This is a genomic window from Microbacterium sp. AR7-10 (genome assembly GCF_001878835.1).
GTDB classification, from domain to species: Bacteria; Actinomycetota; Actinomycetes; order Actinomycetales; family Microbacteriaceae; genus Microbacterium; species Microbacterium commune.
In genome coordinates, this window is sequence record NZ_MJIR01000075.1 from 33,235 (window position 1) to 49,909 (window position 16,675).

16 protein-coding genes and 1 pseudogene are annotated in these 16,675 nt (G+C 67.5%); 8 read left to right on the plus strand and 9 right to left on the minus strand.

Annotated elements, in window-relative coordinates; translation table 11 throughout:
* Window positions 1–42: 42 nt before the first annotated feature.
* Window positions 43–2,073, minus strand: a complete 2,031-nt coding sequence (locus BFN01_RS10545) for a heavy metal translocating P-type ATPase (RefSeq protein ID WP_177243849.1) — start codon at window positions 2,071–2,073, stop codon at window positions 43–45.
* Between the two features lie 79 nt (window positions 2,074–2,152).
* Here BFN01_RS10545 and BFN01_RS10550 point away from each other — a divergent pair, with 79 nt between their 5' ends.
* A complete protein-coding gene (locus BFN01_RS10550; protein WP_071644182.1) occupies window positions 2,153–2,482 on the plus strand; it encodes a helix-turn-helix transcriptional regulator in 330 nt (109 codons plus the stop codon).
* Window positions 2,483–2,579: 97 nt separating this feature from the next.
* Here the strand turns inward: BFN01_RS10550 and BFN01_RS10555 are convergent, their stop codons facing one another.
* The 5 genes from BFN01_RS10555 to BFN01_RS10575 all read right to left on the minus strand — a co-directional run bounded on the left by BFN01_RS10555 (window position 2,580) and on the right by BFN01_RS10575 (window position 5,438).
* Window positions 2,580–2,810, minus strand: coding sequence for a hypothetical protein (locus tag BFN01_RS10555; protein ID WP_071644184.1), 231 nt, complete (start codon window positions 2,808–2,810; stop codon window positions 2,580–2,582).
* A gap of 59 nt (window positions 2,811–2,869) precedes the next feature.
* Window positions 2,870–3,088 carry a zinc-binding dehydrogenase gene (locus BFN01_RS10560; RefSeq protein WP_071644186.1) on the minus strand — a complete coding sequence of 73 codons (219 nt, stop codon included), beginning with the start codon at window positions 3,086–3,088 and terminating at the stop codon, window positions 2,870–2,872.
* A 75-nt stretch (window positions 3,089–3,163) separates the two neighbouring features.
* On the minus strand, window positions 3,164–3,598 hold the full coding sequence (locus BFN01_RS10565) for a hypothetical protein (RefSeq protein ID WP_071644189.1): 435 nt from the start codon (window positions 3,596–3,598) through the stop codon (window positions 3,164–3,166).
* On the minus strand, window positions 3,595–4,320 hold the full coding sequence (locus tag BFN01_RS10570) for a DUF2637 domain-containing protein (protein WP_256221124.1): 726 nt from the start codon (window positions 4,318–4,320) through the stop codon (window positions 3,595–3,597). Before BFN01_RS10570 ends, BFN01_RS10565 begins: the two co-directional genes overlap by 4 nt.
* 32 nt (window positions 4,321–4,352) lie before the next feature.
* A complete protein-coding gene (locus BFN01_RS10575; RefSeq protein ID WP_071644226.1) occupies window positions 4,353–5,438 on the minus strand; it encodes an ImmA/IrrE family metallo-endopeptidase in 1,086 nt (361 codons plus the stop codon).
* Between the two features lie 534 nt (window positions 5,439–5,972).
* Here BFN01_RS10575 and BFN01_RS10580 point away from each other — a divergent pair.
* From BFN01_RS10580 to BFN01_RS10590, 3 genes and pseudogenes are all read left to right on the plus strand, one after another.
* Window positions 5,973–7,102: pseudogene (locus tag BFN01_RS10580) on the plus strand (IS256 family transposase); the annotation flags it as partial.
* Between the two features lies 1 nt (window position 7,103).
* Complete coding sequence (locus BFN01_RS10585) at window positions 7,104–8,279, plus strand: FAD-binding oxidoreductase (protein WP_071644192.1); 1,176 nt, start codon at window positions 7,104–7,106, stop codon at window positions 8,277–8,279.
* Between the two features lie 198 nt (window positions 8,280–8,477).
* A complete protein-coding gene (locus BFN01_RS10590; protein ID WP_071644193.1) occupies window positions 8,478–9,605 on the plus strand; it encodes an acyl-CoA desaturase in 1,128 nt (375 codons plus the stop codon).
* 173 nt (window positions 9,606–9,778) lie between these two features.
* On the opposite strand, the gene BFN01_RS10595 is transcribed toward BFN01_RS10590, so the two are convergent.
* Both BFN01_RS10595 and BFN01_RS10600 read right to left on the minus strand, forming a co-directional pair.
* Entirely contained in the window at window positions 9,779–10,390 is a 612-nt protein-coding gene (locus tag BFN01_RS10595) for a flavodoxin family protein (protein WP_071644194.1), read from the minus strand.
* A gap of 63 nt (window positions 10,391–10,453) precedes the next feature.
* On the minus strand, window positions 10,454–12,082 hold the full coding sequence (locus tag BFN01_RS10600) for an MFS transporter (protein ID WP_083428776.1): 1,629 nt from the start codon (window positions 12,080–12,082) through the stop codon (window positions 10,454–10,456).
* A gap of 83 nt (window positions 12,083–12,165) precedes the next feature.
* Here BFN01_RS10600 and BFN01_RS10605 point away from each other — a divergent pair, with 83 nt between their 5' ends.
* Window positions 12,166–12,717, plus strand: a complete 552-nt coding sequence (locus BFN01_RS10605; protein WP_071644228.1) for a MarR family winged helix-turn-helix transcriptional regulator — start codon at window positions 12,166–12,168, stop codon at window positions 12,715–12,717.
* A gap of 1 nt (window position 12,718) precedes the next feature.
* Here BFN01_RS10605 and pgi read toward each other — a convergent pair whose 3' ends face one another.
* Window positions 12,719–14,401, minus strand: coding sequence for a glucose-6-phosphate isomerase (gene pgi, locus BFN01_RS10610; RefSeq protein WP_071644198.1), 1,683 nt, complete (start codon window positions 14,399–14,401; stop codon window positions 12,719–12,721).
* A gap of 93 nt (window positions 14,402–14,494) precedes the next feature.
* Between pgi and BFN01_RS10615 the strand changes: the two genes are divergently transcribed.
* Genes BFN01_RS10615 through BFN01_RS10625 form a run of 3 tightly spaced genes read left to right on the plus strand, consistent with a single transcriptional unit; the run spans window position 14,495 to window position 16,674 of the window.
* On the plus strand, window positions 14,495–15,424 hold the full coding sequence (locus BFN01_RS10615; protein ID WP_071644200.1) for an aldo/keto reductase family oxidoreductase: 930 nt from the start codon (window positions 14,495–14,497) through the stop codon (window positions 15,422–15,424).
* A 13-nt stretch (window positions 15,425–15,437) separates the two neighbouring features.
* Entirely contained in the window at window positions 15,438–16,262 is an 825-nt protein-coding gene (locus BFN01_RS10620) for a sulfurtransferase (protein WP_071644202.1), read from the plus strand.
* Window positions 16,263–16,299: 37 nt separating this feature from the next.
* Window positions 16,300–16,674 (plus strand): PLDc N-terminal domain-containing protein, encoded by a 375-nt coding sequence (locus tag BFN01_RS10625; protein ID WP_071644204.1) that lies wholly within the window; start codon window positions 16,300–16,302, stop codon window positions 16,672–16,674.
* Window position 16,675: the final 1 nt, after the last annotated feature.

Here is a 16,675-nt window from a genome sequence, read left to right on the forward strand (position 1 = left end):
CTCGACCCGACATCGACCATGTCTGGACTTGTCCCACGAGGATCAACGCGAGGGGCGGTCTTCGTGGTCTATACCGGCGTGCTCCTTGCCACGCTCGAAGCCGAGGAGTCGAAGCGCGTTGGCCACGACGATGAGTGTCGAACCCTCATGGATGAGCACTACCGCGCCGATGTTCAGCCCGATGAAGGTCGCGATCACCAGGAGGACGACGATCGCGAGGCTCGCGATCAGGTTCTGACGGATGATCCGGCTAGTCGCACGGCTCAGACGCACGGCGAACGGAACGCGCCCCAGATCGTCGCTCATGAGCGCGATGTCACAGGTCTCCAGCGCGACGGTGGAACCGGCAGCCCCCATCGCGATGCCGATGTCCGCGCGAGCCATCGCAGGCGCGTCGTTCACGCCGTCGCCGACCATCGCGATGGGGCGATGCGTTTCGGCGAGGCGCCTGATTTGCGCTACCTTGTCCTCCGGCAGCAGCTCACCGATGGCGGTATCGACGCCGACTTCGCGGCCGACGGCATCCGCGACGCGCTGGTTATCGCCGGATATCATCACGAGCTGGCCGACGTTCGTACTGCGTAACACGCGGAGCACCTGCGCGGACTCGGCGCGAGAGGTGTCCATCACGCCGACGACCCCCAGGAACCGATCACCGCGCCGGACGATCATCAACGTCTGGCCGGAATCGCGAGCCTCCGTGTAAGCGTCCTCGACTGACGAGGGAAGGGTGAGACCCTGTTCGTCGAACATCCGCAGGTTGCCGACCTCGACGACCTCTCCCTCGACCGCGGCGCGTACACCGCGGCCGACGACGGCGTTGAGATCCGATGCCTCGACACGCTCCGCCGCGGACACCTGACCCGCGAGGTCGCGGACGATCGCTGCGGCGAGTGGGTGATCGCTGAGAGACTCCACGGCGACTAGTGTGGGGACGAGGAGGCTCCCGTCCACGCCGTCCACGGGAGTGACCGACGTTACCTGCGGGTTGCCCCAGGTGAGGGTGCCGGTCTTATCGAAGGCCATCGCCCTGACGCGCCCCAGGGTCTCCAGCGGAGCGCCGCCCTTGACCAGCACGCCGGCGCGCGCCGCTCGGGCGACTCCAGCGAGAACGGCCGCCGGCGTCGCGATGGCCAGTGCGCACGGGCTCGCGGCGACGAGGACGGTCATCGCGAGGTAGAAGGCATCCGTGAACGGCTGCGAGAGTATGGACATCGCGATCAGCAGGGTTGCGGCCACGGCGAGGATCACCGCGGGCACGTACCACCGCTGGAAACGGTTGATGAACTGCTGCGTCGGTGACGCGGCCTGATCGGCTGTGCGAACCAGCTCGACGACCTTGCTCAACGTCGAGTCCGCGGCCGTCGCCGACACTACGACCTCGAGAACGCCGGAGCCGTTCACTGTACCGGCGAACACGCGATTCGCAGCCGGAAGGGTATCGACGGTGCGTATCGCCCGCTCGCGATCGGCGACCGGCTCCTTCTCGACGGGCATCGACTCACCGGTGACCGCCGACTGGTCGACGGCCGAGATCCCAGTGATCACGAACCCGTCCGACGGGATCCTCGAGTTCGGGCGGACCACCACGACATCACCCACCACGATCTGCTCCACCGGGACCTCGACGGGATCGTCGTCCCCGCGGCGTACCAGGGCGGTCCGTGGTGCGAGTTCGGCCAGCGCTTCAATCGACTTGCTGGCGCGGCTCATCGCGTACTCCTCGAGGGCGTGGCCGAGGCTGAAGAGGAACAGCAGCACCGCGCCCTCCGCCCACTTCCCGATCAGGGCGGCGCCGATTGCGGCGACGATCATGAGGAAGTCGACCTCGAACTTGCCCCGCAATGTCGACGTGACCGCCGTGCGGACAGTGAAGAAGCCACCGAAGAAGTAGGTGGCGATGAACAGGATCAAGGGCAGGCCCATGAGCGGCAAGCCGACCGCATACTCTGCGATCATCCCCGCGGCGTAGGTGATGCCCGCCACAACGGCGAACCACAGCTCCCATCGAGCGGAGCCGTGCGCGTGCTCCTCCATGGCGGCGGGCGAGTTCGTGGCAGTCGAGGTGGTCATGCCTCGACAATACATCACAAGAACATGATATTGTGATGTATGTGAATGATAATCGTGCTCATGAGGGAGGAAGTCAACTATGACCGATTCGGTGGAATCGGCGTCTGCTCCGCTCTCAGCGGGGGATGCCGAGCGGCTAGCTGAGATCATGCGGGCGCTGGCATCACCGGTCCGACTGCGCATCCTGAGCGTGTTGCGCATCCGCCCCAGCACGGTGACCGACCTCGGCATGCAGCTCGGCACCGGACAGACGACGCTCTCAAACCACCTACGACTTCTCCGGAATCTCAGCGTGGTCCGCGGAGATCGTGACGGACGGCACGTTCACTACGCGCTGTTCGACGACCATGTCGCAGATCTCTTCGACGAGGCCATGGGACACCTCCGGCACCTTCCGAGTAATCATTGACCACTTGACATTAGCCGAACAGCGCGCCGGGCCATTGGGCAACTGTGACAATCCTCATCAGTCGGTCGTCATTGCTCGTCTTATGGGGGAATGGATCTCAGTCGAGTCCGCCAGTGATCACCGCACGGGTGACCGCGGGGTCGTGCGGCGCGTCGCAACCGGCGTCGATTTCGTCCAGAGCGATCTCCTTCGAGATGAGCTCGTGGAGTCGGAAGCGGCCCTGCAGGTACAGGTAGGCGTAAAGCGGGATGTCGTGCTCGGGCGTAGTAGAGCCTATGTCGACGCCCCGGATGCACTTTTCAGCGCCGATGAGGCCGATCGTCTGCATCGGCATTGTAGCGGTCGGGTCCCGGATGCCGGTACAGCATAGGCCTTCACTCGGGCGAACTATGTCCAGGACCTGCTGGGTGACGGCGGGATTCTGACGAAATTGAACGCGCCATCCGCACCGCGTTCGGTGATCCGGTGTACTTCGACGACCCCCGGATCGGTGGTGGTCGAATTGATGGTGTGCGTGGCACAGAATAGCTTGGCCTTCTCGAGCTTGTTGTCCGCCACGTCGACGGCGATGATCGTGGCTGCGCCGGCGATCACGGCTCCGTTCATCGCGTTTAAGCGCACACTACCGACCGGCTCTTCGCTGCGCAGTGCACAAGGCGTCGGTCTCCGACGCGGTGCCGCTCAGATGCTCTGACGACTCACCAAAGGTTGGCTCTGCTGCGGTCGCCCGATGACGGGGCGCGGCGTGCCCAACCCTCGTACCCGCTCGCCGATGGCCTGCGCCACCTTCCTTGTACCGGCTACCGTGGTGTCCCGCACAGCCCGGTGCAGTCTGGCCTGCCCGTGACTGATCGCGTCCGCGGCACGTTGGCTGCTGTGTCGCATCAGTTCCGATGCGGGCATCCACGTCAGCCGCGAACGGTCCTTCACCTGAGCGGCGATGCGCTCTCGACGCGCCGCCAACGCCGGGTCCGACAAGCGAGCCAGCGCGTCCGAATCCATTTGCGCCGTCTCCACATGCTCCGGCTCCGCCGTTCGTCCCGACGCCACAGTCACTACCGCATCCCTGCCATCCTGCTTCAGCGGGATGTACCGCTCGTCGTCACCCGTGTTCATGATTCCTCCTTCTCGACTGTGGTCTCGGACCGCTTCCCGACTGATTTCAGCCACCGTCCGATGGTCGTCGGATGGACACCGAGCTCGAGCGCGATCTGTCGGTTCGACAGACCCTGCTTACTCAATCGGATCGCCTCTTCGGTCCCGCCCGTATCCGTGGGCGCCCGGATCGGCGTAGATGATGCTGCGCGCGTGTCTTCCGCTGTGACTGCTGTGCTCACTGTTCCGGACGCCAACGCTCGAACCGGCGTACGCTCTGACCTTCCTTCCTGCACCAGGGTCGTGGCCGGGGCGACATCGGCATCCTCACGGACGGTCGGCACGGCGCGGCGGTAGCGGCCCAGCTCCACGGTCAAGTGCGTGGCCGCAAGCAGTACGATCGGTGGCACCGATGCGACCAGCGCAGCCAACATCTCCGGCACTGTGTTATCGGCGGCGACCAGAGCATGCGTGATGTTCGCCGCCACCGACACCAGCGCCGCCCCGCCAAGCAGCAGCCACGGATACCGGGTCGCCACCCGCCCGTACGGGGAGAGGGCGACCACCGACATCGTCGCGATCACGATCACCCCATCGACGATCAACGGCCACACCCACGCCAGCCCCTCGGGAGTGCCGGCCTGCGCCGCGAGATCCGCGAGCGCGGTGAACGACAACCAGAACGCACCGACGCCTAGCAGCACCGTGCCCACGATCGACGCGCCCACCACCCATGCGCCCACCCGGCGCTGACCCGGCCCGCTCACAGGCACCGTCACAACGCCGGCACGGCCACGTCGACGCTCGCCGTCGACCGCATGGGCGCCGCCGCGCCCAGCTCCGCCGTCCGCTCCGTTGTCGTCTCGCGTTCCGCGTCCGGACCGGAGCGGTCAAGCCCGGGCGGGTAGCCGTCGCCGATGCCCGTGTCGGGCAGCTTGTCGAGGATATCCAGTGCGACGCGACGCACCCGCTCGCCGGTCTCGCGGACCACGTCGACCGGTTCCTTGTCAGCCACCGATGATGCCCAGGACGCGACGTAGGGGATCGTGTAGTCGCTGGTGTCCATGCCGTGCGCTGCGCCGATCATCATCGCCACCGACTCCGCCTCCACCTCCCGGATGCCCCGATGATGGGTGACCGACTCGGCAGGGTCGTGCATGCGTACATGCCCCAGCTCGTGGGCGAGGGTCTTCACGCGGGCCGCGTCGTCCATGTCGGCCCGGACGGTGACGACGCGGCTCCCGTAGTCGGTCATCCCGTTTGCGCCCATGATCGCCGACGCTCCAGCGGCGTCCGCCAGGGTGAAGCGCTCTGCCGTCACCTGGCCGGCAAGCCCCGTCCAGAGTCCCGCCGGCGCCTCCCCTTCCAGCAGCCGCGGCATTGGCCGTTCCGGGATCTCCGCTCCCGTCGTCTGCGACACGTCCCACACGTAGGCAGGCTTCACGTTCACCATCTTCGAGCGGACCACCTCGCCCGCCGCCGGCTTCTCTCGTTGCGCCAGGCGACGCCACGACATCGGATCGGACGGGTTCTTGGACGCGAAACGCCCCATCACCGGGGCGTAGATCATGTAGCCGGACTGTCCCGCGACCGACCGATCCAACTGCTGCCACTGCTTGAAGCCCGCCACATACGTCGGCACCGGCTCCGAGACCCTCCCCTGCTCATATGCCTCAGCATGCTGAGCGAAAATCAACAGGGTATTCCGGAAACTCTTTGCCCGGAACCGGGCTGCGAACTCGATCGCACGCTTCCAGTCCTCACCGGTCGTGAGCCCTTCGACCGCCGCCTGCAGCTTCTCCGCCATCAGCTCGAGCTTGGCTTCACGCGCCGCCTGCGCCTCCGCGGGGGAACGTCTCATCCGGGCCACCCAGACCACCGCCTTCACGTCCGCGCCGACCGTTCTCGGATCGGCTATTCGTGAAGACAGGTACGGGAGTCCCACCCCAAGACACGGCGGAGCTCCGTGACGGCGCGTGCTGCTCTAAGCTCGGATAGCTTTCCTGAGGCCGTGCAATGCCAGCCGATCATGACGGTTGCACGCCATGAGCCACGGCTGACGCTGTCGCGATTTCTTCGCCGATAGTCGGGCGGTCACCGCTGACGCGGTGGCAGTGCTGGTTGGGCAATCCTGCGGATTGCCTTTCGGCTGCTTGATTGTGCGGGACCATTCCCTTCTGCGCAAGGCACGCAAAAATTCTCCCCGATAGTCGATCTCCTTCCCCTGGAGTGGGGGAGGAGATTTTTTGACTCTTCGGCCTTGCACATTCATTCCTGGCCCCTTTTCTCGGCATGTGCCGAAAGGCAATGGCAGGGAGGGAACAGCCACACCGAGCCTGTCAAATGGTGTGTGTAAGGGGTGGGTCTCCTTACGGAAGGAAGCACCACATTGGCGATCGACAAGCAGGCGCGCGAAGCGCGCCGCAAGGTTCAGGAAGAAGGCGCGAAGCGCCTCGAGGAAGCGGGCGTCTTCGATGACCTGTTCGCGCGGATCGACGCGGGTGAGGTCCAGCTCGACGGCGACGGTGGGTTCATTCAGCAGCTGATCAAGCGAGGCCTGGAGCGGGGGCTCCAGGCGGAGCTGACCGATCACGTCGGCTACGAGAAGGGTGACCCCGAGGCGCACGTGTTCCCGAACTCCCGCAACGGGTCGTTCCCGAAGACGGTCGGCACGAGCGTCGGTGATGTCGAGTTGCGGATCCCGCGGGATCGGGATGGGTCGTTCACGCCCCGGCTGGTTCCGACCGGGTCGCGGCGGTTGTCGCAGCTGGACGAGATGATCGTCTCGCTCTACGCCGGCGGGATGACCGTCCGCGACATCGAGCATCACCTGGCCTCGACGGTCGGCACCGAGCTGTCGCACGAGACGATCTCGAACATCGTCGACGAGATCGCCGACGAGGTCCTGGCCTGGCAGCAGCGCCCGTTGGATTGGAGGCGTTCTACCCGGTGATCTACCTCGACGCTCTGATCGTGAAGGTCCGCGACGGCGGGCACGTCCGCAACAAGGCCGCGCACATCGCCGTCGGCGTCGACATGGACGGGATCAAGCACGTGCTGGGCATCTGGATCCAGGCCACCGAGGGCGCGAGGTTCTGGGCGGGGGTCTGCGCGGAGCTCGCCAACCGCGGGCTCCGCGACGTCCTGATCGTCTGCTGCGACGGGCTCACCGGGTTCCCCGAGGCGATCGAGGCGACCTGGCCCGAATCGATGGTCCAGACCTGCGTGGTCCATCTCATCCGCAATGCGATGCGGTTCGTCGGCTACGGGCAGCGCAAGGCCGTCGCCGCGGCGTTGAAGCCGATCTACCAGGCCCCGAACGCGGACGCCGCCGAACGCGAGCTGGAGGCGTTCAAGGCGTCCCCGCTGGGTCAGGCGAACCCGCACGCGGCGGCGGTGTTCGCCGACGCCTGGGAGCGGTTCACGCCGTTCTTGGCGTTCCCGCCCGAGGTTCGGCGGGTGATCTACACGACCAACGCGATCGAGTCGCTGAACTACCAGCTGCGGAAGGTCACCAAGAACAAAGATGACCAACTCGCAACCTCTCCACGTCGTCGTGATCGGTGCCGGTATCCTCGGCACGTCCACGGCAGCCCACCTCGCGCGCAGCGGCGCCCGCGTGACTCTCGTCACGTCGGGTAAGCCCGCGGACGGCGCGTCCGGCCGCTCGATCGCCTGGCTGAACTCGTCGGGCGCTCGCTCGACGGAGTACCGGTACCTGCGCCTGATTGGCCTCGATCGGTACCGCACCTGGCGTGAACGGCATCCGGACAGCGCTTCGTACCTGCGCTTCGACGGCGCACTGAAGTGGGGCGGGGAAGACGAGAGCTTCCGTGACACGTTCGACTACGAGCGAGCGGGCGGTTACGACTCGCTGTGGCTCGACCGCGAGCAGGTGGCCGCGCTCACCCCCGACGTGGATGCGGATGCGGTATCTGACGAGGGAGCGATCTTCAACAGGGGTGAAGGCTGGGTGAACCTTCCGGATCTCATCGACGCTCTCCTCAGCGAGGCGTCGGCCGACGGCGCGGAGGTCATCGAGAACGCGGGAGACGTGCGGGTCGACGTGCGGGACGGTGCCGCTGTCGGCGTCACGCTCGGCGATGGCACCGGACTCGCGGCCGACCGAGTGGTACTGGCGACCGGCGGCGATGTGCCTGCTCAGCTCGCGGCGCTCGGCGTTACGGTACCGGACGCCACTCCCGCTGCTTTCGTCGTCGTCACGCAACCGGTCGAGCCTCGGGTGAAGACCGTGCTGAACACTCCGCGAGTGGCCGTGCGTCCCATGCCGGATGGACGCCTCGTGCTCGATGCGGACTGGGCCGAGAAGTCGGTCGTCGTCGAGCCGGATGGGTCGCTCACGGTGCCGGATGAGTCGGTGCGCGGGCTGCTGGAGGAGGGCTCTCGTGTGCTCGCGGGCCATCCCGCGCTGGTCGCCGAGCGAGTCGCAGCCGGCCTCAAGCCGATTCCGGGCGACGGTGAGCCCGTTGTCGGACCGGTGTCGCCGATCGCAAACCTGTTCACACTGTTCACGCATTCGGGTGCAACGCTCGGGCTCATCCTGGGCGAACTGCTTGCAGAGGAGATCGTTACTGGAAAGCCGTCCCCGGTGCTTGATGCCTTCCGGCTGGAGCGCTTCACTTCCGGCGGCGAGCTCGCGGAGGTGGGCATCGGAGCCTGGGCTCCGGTCATCAGCTCGTAACCGCTTCAGCGAGGCGAGAGGGACGGATGCAGTTCGGCGTCGGTCCCTCTCCGCGGTTCTGTGCGCGACGACAGCCGCCGCCTGCGTCGTCCGACACATGCCTTCCCCTGCATACAGCCCCGCGTAGCGTTGGCACCAGCGATCGGCATCCGCCCTTGGCTACATAGCTCAAGGGCATCCGATCGGCAGGAGAGCATCATGACTTCCACGCACATCGACACCGACGTCGACACCGCAGCAGCGACTCTCGGACCGATTCGGCAGACGTATTCCGGCACCGCGGAGTTCCCTCCGATGGCACACGCGTACAAGCAGGTGTCGCAGGTGGTCCGCGAGACCGGGCTGCTGCAGCGCACCTCGTGGTTCTACATCTTCGTCGCCGCCGGCATCGCGCTGGCGCTGGGCGGAGCCGTCACCGGCTTCATCCTGCTCGGCGACAGCTGGTTCCAGCTGCTGATCGCCGCGGCGCTCGGCATTATCTTCACGCAGATCGCCTTCCTCTCGCACGAGGCGGCTCACCGGCAGATCCTGACCTCGGGACCGGCGAACTTCAAGCTCGCGCGCATCCTCGCGGGCAGCATCGGCATGAGCTACTCGTGGTGGGACTCGAAGCACACGAAGCACCACGGCAACCCCAACCAGGTCGGCAAGGATCCCGACATCGAGGTCGACACCATCTCGTTCCTCGAGGAGGACGCCGCGAAATCGCGCGGCCTGGTGCGTCTGATCACCCGCAAGCAGGGCTGGCTGTTCTTCCCGCTGCTCACCCTCGAGGGTCTGAACCTCCACTACATCGGACTGAAGCACCTCTTCACCAAGAAGAATGTCAAGGGACGCTGGACAGAGCTCGGCATCATCGCCCTCCGTTTCGCGATCATCCTGATCCCCGTGTTCACGATGCTGCCGCTCGGCATGGCGTTCGCGTTCATGGGTGTGCAGCTGGCTGTGTTCGGCGTCTACATGGGCGCCTCGTTCGCACCGAACCACAAGGGCATGCCCATCATCGATCCCCACGCCCGCCTGGACTTCTTCTCGAAGCAGGTGCGCACCTCGCGCAACATCCGCGGCGGATGGTGGGCCACGGCGCTCATGGGCGGTCTCAACTACCAGGTCGAGCACCACCTGTTCCCGAGCATGCCGCGTCCGCACCTGTCGAAGGCCCGCGCGATCGTCCGCGACTACTGCGCGTCGAACAACGTGCCGTACACGGAGACCAGCCTCGGCCGTTCCTACGCGATCGTGATCGAGTACCTGAACCGGGTCGGTCTCGCAGCCGGCGCCGATCCGTTCGACTGCCCCGCAGCCACGAGCTTCCGCCGCGCCTGAGGCGCTGTCGCAACCCGCGCTTCGCGGGCGTGGACGTGCGACGAATCGGGGGCCGACACTCCAGATGTCGGACGCATCATGGAGAAGCGTCCGACATCTGGAGTGTCGGCCCCCGGAACGTGCCCCCGGAACGTGCCGTGCGGCCCCGTGGCGCGGCGGACGAGCAGTCGGGGTCAGGCCTTCGGGTACGCGGACGCCTTCAGGGCACGAGCGAGGTGCGCGGCGTTCGCCGCGGCCGTCGTGATGGTCTGGGCGACCTTCTCAGGCGTCTCGGGCAGATCCTTGTAATCCGTCGATCCCATCGCCTCGCCGTTCCAGTAGATCGAGCCCTGTGCGGGGATGGTGAAGCCCACGTCGTTGAGCGATTGGAAGACGATGGCGGCGATGTGGTGCGCGCCGTCCTCGTTGCCGACCACGACCGCGAGCGCGACCTTGTCGAACAGGGTCGGCCGGCCCTGCTCATCGGTCTCGCTCAGCTCGGCATCCAGCCGCTCGAGCACCCGCTGCGCGACGCTGGAGTGCTGCCCCATCCAGGTCGGCGTGGCGAACACGAGGATATCGGCGGCGAGCACCCGCTCTCGCAGCGACGGCCACTGATCGCCGTCGCCCATGTCGGCCTGCACCCCGGGGCGGATGTCGTGGTCGACCGCGCGGATGCGGTCGGCGGTCACGCCGTGCTCGGCGAGAGCGTCGAGCACCTGCTCGCCGAGCACCTCTGTGCTCGATCCGGCAGGGGAGGGCTTGAGGGTGCAGTTGATGAGAAGTGCGGTGAGCTTCTGGTCCATGAGAGGCACCAAACCAGCCATCCGCGAGGCGCGGGAGGGGCTTTCGTACCGCACGGGGATGAGCTAGACGTCCTGCGTCTCGGCCAGGTCGGGCCCGGCCTCGGCATCCGATCTCTCGTCGTCGCGCCGTGAGCCGGACCCCAGGCGCAGGGTCGCGATCAGCCCGAGGGCGAGGAACCCCGCCGCCGCGAAGGCCGAGGCCCGCGTGCCGTCGCTGAACGCCTCGCGCGCGGCGGCGCCGACGGCGGCGTCGCGCGCGGCGAGGGCGGGGATCGCGCCGCCCGCACTCGTGACGACGGCATCGACGATCTGCGTCCGCGCGGAGTCGGGGAGGGTCGGGATGTCTGCGAGGCGTGTGTCGAGGGCTGCGCCGGTCGACGTGAACAGGACGGTTCCGAGCACCGCGATTCCCAGCGCCGATCCGATCTGCCTCGCGGTGCTCTGCGTGCCCGAGCCCTGGCCGCTGAAGCTCACCGGCACGTCCTTCAGCACGACGCCGGTCAGCTGCGCGGTGGCCAGGCCCAGCCCGATGCCGTAGAGGAAGAGGAAGGGCACCACCTGCAGCCACGACGCCGTCGCGCTGATCGCCAGCCCAAGGCCTGCGACGCCGACGATCTCGGCCGCGATGCCGGCACGCACGAGCATGATCGGAGTGACCCGGGAGCTGACGGCCGCAGAGAATCCGCTCGCCGCGAACGAGCCGCCGGCGAGAGCGAGCAGGACGAAACCCGTCTGCAGGGCGTCGTAGCCCACGACGTTCTGCAGCCACAGCGGCAGCGACAGCACGATGCCGAACTCTCCGAGCGAGACGATGAGCGCCGCGATGTTGCCGTTGCGGAAGGACGGGATCGCGAACAGCGACAGCGCGAGCAGCGTCGGCTGCCCTCGGCGGGCGCGCCGGACACCCCACCAGATGAACAGCGCCGTCGAGAGCGCCGCGACGGCGAACGACACCGGAACGGGGGAGAGGCCGAACGGCCAGGTCCAGTCGCCGATCGTCAGCCGACGCTCGCCTTCGCTGAGCCACCACCCGTAGGTGCGGCCCTCGATGAGGCCGAACACGAGTCCGGCGCTGGCGAGCACCGACAGCACGGCGCCGACCACGTCGATGCGGCGGCCGTCGTGAGCATCGCGCGATTCCGCGACGGTGAGGAGCACGCCCACGGCGACGATCAGACCGAGGGGGATGTTGATCCCGAACGCCCACCGCCATGAGAAGTAGGTGGTCAACCAGCCGCCCAGGAGCGGGCCGAGGGCGACCATGCCGCCGATCGTCGACCCCCACACCGCGAAGGCGATGCCGCGTTCGCGCCCGCGGAAGCCCGCGTTGATGAGCGACAGCGTCGTCGGGAGCACCATGGCGCCGCCGACTCCCTGAATCACCCGTGCGCCGATCAGGAGATCACCCGTGGGCGCGAGGGCGATGAGCACAGAGGCGACGACGAAGACGGCGATGCCGACCAGGAGCATCAGTCGGCGTCCATACCGGTCGGAGAGCGTGCCGAAGACCAGCAGCAGTGCGGCGAACACGAGCGTGTAGCTCTCCTGCACCCACTGCACCTGCGTCGAGCTGATCGCGAGCTCGTCGACGATCGACGGGATGGCGACGTTGACGATCGTGGAATCGACGATGATCAGCGACACGGCGACGCTGATGAAGACGAGGCTGAGCCACTTGTGCGGTGCGATGATCACCGAGCAAGAATGCCACGGTTTACCTAGCCGAGCATGCAAATAGCCTGGCTTGCTTGCAGCCGCACCGATATGCTGTGCGCATGAACTCGCGCAGGGAAGGTGCTGCCGCGCGCGCAAGCGCCATGATCGATCCGCGCGTGATCGACCCCGGCCAGCAGCTGGTCAGCGTCGAGGGCCTGTCCGACAGCGAGATCGACCAGGTCGTGCGCGTGCTGTCGGCTCTGCGCCGCTGGCGGGAGACCGAGCAGCGCATCAGCTGGCAATCGCGCACCGAGATGAAGCTCAACGAGACCGACATGGAAGCACTGCGCTTCCTCGTCGCATCGCTCAACAACGGCGTCCTGGTGACCGCAGGCATGCTCGCCGATCATCTGCGCATCTCGACGAGCTCGACGACGAAGATGCTCGACCGCCTCGCCAGGGCGGGGCACGTCACCCGCACCCCGCACCCGACGGATCGGCGCGCGGTGACGGTGAGCATCACCCCCGACACGCACGAGCAGGTGCGCGACAGCGTCGGCAGGGTGCACGCCGACCGGTTCGCCGCGGTCGCCGAGCTCACGCCGGGCGAGCGCGACGTCGTCGCACGTTTCCTCGAGCGGCTGGCGCGAGGAGACGACGACCGCGGGTGACTCAGTGCTTCCGGTTGGCCTGGTAGTACGCGAGCAGCGCCTTGGTGGATGGGTCCTGCGCGGCGAGCGCATCCGCATCGCCCTCGAGCGCGGGAGCGATCTGAAGCGCGAGCTGCTTGCCGAGCTCGACGCCCCACTGGTCGAAGGAGTTGATGCCCCAGATCACGCCCTGGGTGAAGGTGATGTGCTCGTACAGCGCGATCAGCTGACCGAGAACCGCGGGCGTCAGCGACGGCGCGAAGATCGACGTGGTCGGACGGTTGCCGCCGAACGTGCGCGCGGCGACGAGAGCGCCTGTCGTGCCCTCCGCCTCGACCTCCTCGGCGGTCTTGCCGAACGCGAGCGCCTTGGTCTGCGCAAGGAAGTTCGCGAGGAAGAGCCCGTGCACGTCGCGCCCGTCATCGGCGAGCGGATAGGCGGGGTTGACGAAGGCGATGAAGTCGGCGGGGATCAGTCTCGTGCCCTGGTGGATCAGCTGGTAGAAGGCGTGCTGACCGTTGGTACCCGGCTCGCCCCAGAACACCTCGCCGGTGTCGGTCGTGACGGGTGTGCCGTCCCAGCGCACCGACTTGCCGTTCGATTCCATGGTCAGCTGCTGCAGATACGCGGCGAAGCGGCTCAGCTGCTGGGCGTACGGCAGCACGGCGTGGGTCTGCGCGTTGAGGAAGTTCGTGTACCAGATGTTGAACAGACCCATCAGCACGGGCACGTTCTGCGTGAGCGGGGTCGTGCGGACGTGCTCGTCGACGGCGTGGAAGCCCGCGAGCAGCTCACGGAACGCGTGCGGGCCGAAGACCACGGCGAGCGACAGTCCGATCGCCGAGTCGACCGAGTAGCGACCGCCCACCCAGTCCCAGAAGCCGAAGGCGTTCTTCGGGTCGATGCCGAACGCCTCGACCTTGTCGAGCGCGGTCGAGACGGCGACGAAGTGGTGCGCGACGGCTCCCTTTCGGCTCGCGTCGTCGTCGTCCATCGCACCCGCAGCCGAAAGGCCCGCCCACAGCCATTCGCGCGCGAGGCGGGCGTTGGTCAGGGTCTCGAGCGTGGTGAACGTCTTCGACGCGACGATGAACAGAGTGGTCTCGGGGTCGAGATCCGCGGTCTTCTGCGCGATGTCGGTCGGGTCGATGTTCGACACGAAGCGCGCCTCGATACCGGCGTCGGCGTAGGGCTTGAGCGCCTCGTAGACCATCACCGGCCCGAGGTCGGACCCGCCGATGCCGATGTTCACGACGTGCGTGACCTTCTTGCCGGTGGTGCCCAGCCAATCGCCCGAGCGCACCCGGTCGGCGAACGCCGACAGCGATGCCAGCACGTCCTGCACGTCGGCATCCACGTCCTGCCCGTCGACGACGAGCTCGGGCGACGCGCCCTCCGGCCGACGCAGGGCCGTGTGCAGCACCGCACGATCCTCCGTGGTGTTGATGTGCGCTCCCTCGAGCATCGCGGCGTAGCGCTCCGCGACCCCGGTCTGCTCCGCCAGCCGCACCAGCGCGCCGACGATCTCGTCGGTCACGAGGTTCTTCGACAGGTCGACGTGCAGATCCGCGAGCGGCAGCGACAGGCGCTCGACGCGCGTCGCATCCGGCGCGAACCAGCCGCGCAGGTCGGGCGAGAACGAATCCCGGATGGCCGACAGCTCAGCCCAGGCGGACGTGGAGGTGGGGTCGATCGGTGCGCTCATGCAAGCAACGTTAGCGCCGCGACCGCATCTCGACGCGGTCGATGACGTGGCGGCCGCCTGCCGGTAGCGTGGTCAGCGACCTCAGGAGGAACGATGAAGACCATCCCGTTCGGAACCCGCACCGCACCCGCGGTGATCGCCGGGATGATGCGCATCCCCGAGAAGACGGATGCCGAGGTGCGCGAGCTGTACGACACCGCCCGATCGGCGGGGATCGACTTCTTCGATCACGCAGACATCTACGGCGGCGCCATGCACGTCTGCGAGGACCGTTTCGCGGCTGCGCTGCAGCTGAGCGCCGCCGAGCGCGAGGAGATCGTGCTGCAGACCAAGTGCGGCATCGTGCCGTCGCAGCAGATGTTCGATTTCTCGTATGCGCACATCATGACCCAGGTCGAGGGGTCGCTCTCGGCGCTGCAGACCGACTACATCGATGTGCTGCTGCTGCATCGCCCGGACGCCCTGGTGGAACCCGACGAGGTCGCCCGTGCGTTCGACGAGCTGGAGGCGGCCGGGAAGGTGCGCGCGTTCGGAGTCTCGAACCACACCCCCCGCCAGATCGACCTGCTGCGCACCGCGGTCGAGCAGCCGCTCGTGGCGAACCAGCTGCAGCTGTCGATCACGCACTCGCCGATCATCGCCCAGGGGATCGCGGCCAACATGACGGGGGAGAAGCAGAGCGTCGTCCTCGACGGGGGCGGCATCGTCGAATACTGCCGCATCAACGGCATCACCGTGCAGGCCTGGTCGCCGTATCAGGCCGGATTCTTCGACGGCGTGTTCCTCGGCAACCCCGCCTACGCCGAGCTCAACGCCGTCATCGACCGCCTCGCAGCGAAGTACGACGTCACGCCGACGGCGATCGCCACGGCGTGGATCACCCGCCACCCGGCGAACATGCAGGTCGTGCTCGGCACGACCACACCGCGGCGGGTGGCGGATGCGGCGGCGGGCGCCGACATCGAGCTGACCCGTCCCGAATGGTACGAGCTGTTCCGCGTCGGCGGCCACATCGTTCCCTGACGAGGACCCACCCGTGCATCCGCTGATCTCCGCCGCCGACCTGCATGACCGGCTCGGCGCGTTCCACCTGCTCGATGTCCGCTGGTCGCTGGGTCGCAGCGACGGACACGCGCAGTACGTCGCCGGCCACATCCCCGGCGCGGTGTTCGTCGATGTCGAGCGCGACCTCACCCGCCATGGCGAACCGCATGAAGGTCGTCACCCGCTGCCCGACGACGCGGCGCTCGCCGGCGCCGCGCGCCGGTGGGGACTCCGTCAGGGCGTGCCCGTCGTGGTCTACGACGACGACCGGATGCTGCCGGCGTCACGCGCCTGGTGGGCGCTGCGGCGCGCAGGGATCGAGGTGCGGGTGCTCGACGGCGGCTGGCGTGCATGGCTTGCGGCGGGCGGAGCGGTCGAGACGGGCGAGACCACGGCTGCCGAGGGGGACGTCGACCTCCTCGCGCCCGGTGATGCCGGTGTCATCGACACGCGCTCCGCGGCGAGCTGGCCGGATGCCGGGGTGCTGCTCGACGCACGCGCCGCCGAGCGCTACCGCGGCGAGGTCGAGCCGATCGACCCGGTCGCAGGTCACATCCCCGGTGCGAAGAACCTCCCGATCGCCCGCGTGCTCACCGAGGACGGCAGGTTCCGGGCGACGACCGACATCGCCGCCGCATTCGACGCCGTCGGAGCGGCGGAGGGCACACCGATCGCCGCCTACTGCGGCTCGGGCATCACCGCGGCGCAGCTCGCGCTCGCGGGGTCCATAGCGGCCCGCGAGGTGAGCGTGTATCCCGGCTCGTGGAGCGCGTGGTCGAACACACCGGGACTGCCGATCGCGACCGGCGTGGAGTGACGGCGACACCGTCTCACCGGTCGTCTAATCTGAGATCATGCCGTTCCTGTTCACCCTGATCACCATCGCGTTGATGGTGTTCGCGCTCGTCGACATCATCCGTCGCGACGACAGCCAGGTGCGGTTCCTGCCGAAGCTCGTCTGGCTGCTGCTCGTCGTGCTGCTGCCGCTGCTGGGCAGCGCGCTCTGGTTCGCGATCGGTCGCGAGTACCCCGAGGGCGGCATCCGGCTCGGGCGTCCCGCACGGCACCGGACGGCGCCCGCTTCGCCGGTGGTGAGCGCACCGCCGGTCGACACCCGATCGACCGAGCAGCAGATCGCCGACCTCGATCGTGAGATCGAGGAATGGCGGCTGCGTCAGGAGATCGAGAAGCGCAAGCAGGAACGCGGCGACAGCGTCAGCGAGGACTGAG

Coding starts and splice junctions, on each gene's coding strand:
- BFN01_RS10590 (WP_071644193.1), top strand. CDS start 8,478: ATGACTTCCACGCACATCGACACCGACGTCGACACCGCAGCAGCGACT.
- BFN01_RS10565 (WP_071644189.1), bottom strand. CDS start 3,598: ATGAACACGGGTGACGACGAGCGGTACATCCCGCTGAAGCAGGATGGC.
- BFN01_RS10615 (WP_071644200.1), top strand. CDS start 14,495: ATGAAGACCATCCCGTTCGGAACCCGCACCGCACCCGCGGTGATCGCC.
- BFN01_RS10560 (WP_071644186.1), bottom strand. CDS start 3,088: ATGAACGGAGCCGTGATCGCCGGCGCAGCCACGATCATCGCCGTCGAC.
- BFN01_RS10550 (WP_071644182.1), top strand. CDS start 2,153: ATGACCGATTCGGTGGAATCGGCGTCTGCTCCGCTCTCAGCGGGGGAT.
- BFN01_RS10555 (WP_071644184.1), bottom strand. CDS start 2,810: ATGCAGACGATCGGCCTCATCGGCGCTGAAAAGTGCATCCGGGGCGTC.
- pgi (WP_071644198.1), bottom strand. CDS start 14,401: ATGAGCGCACCGATCGACCCCACCTCCACGTCCGCCTGGGCTGAGCTG.
- BFN01_RS10575 (WP_071644226.1), bottom strand. CDS start 5,438: ATGAGACGTTCCCCCGCGGAGGCGCAGGCGGCGCGTGAAGCCAAGCTC.
- BFN01_RS10585 (WP_071644192.1), top strand. CDS start 7,104: ATGACCAACTCGCAACCTCTCCACGTCGTCGTGATCGGTGCCGGTATC.
- BFN01_RS10625 (WP_071644204.1), top strand. CDS start 16,300: ATGCCGTTCCTGTTCACCCTGATCACCATCGCGTTGATGGTGTTCGCG.
- BFN01_RS10545 (WP_177243849.1), bottom strand. CDS start 2,073: ATGACCACCTCGACTGCCACGAACTCGCCCGCCGCCATGGAGGAGCAC.
- BFN01_RS10605 (WP_071644228.1), top strand. CDS start 12,166: ATGAACTCGCGCAGGGAAGGTGCTGCCGCGCGCGCAAGCGCCATGATC.
- BFN01_RS10595 (WP_071644194.1), bottom strand. CDS start 10,390: ATGGACCAGAAGCTCACCGCACTTCTCATCAACTGCACCCTCAAGCCC.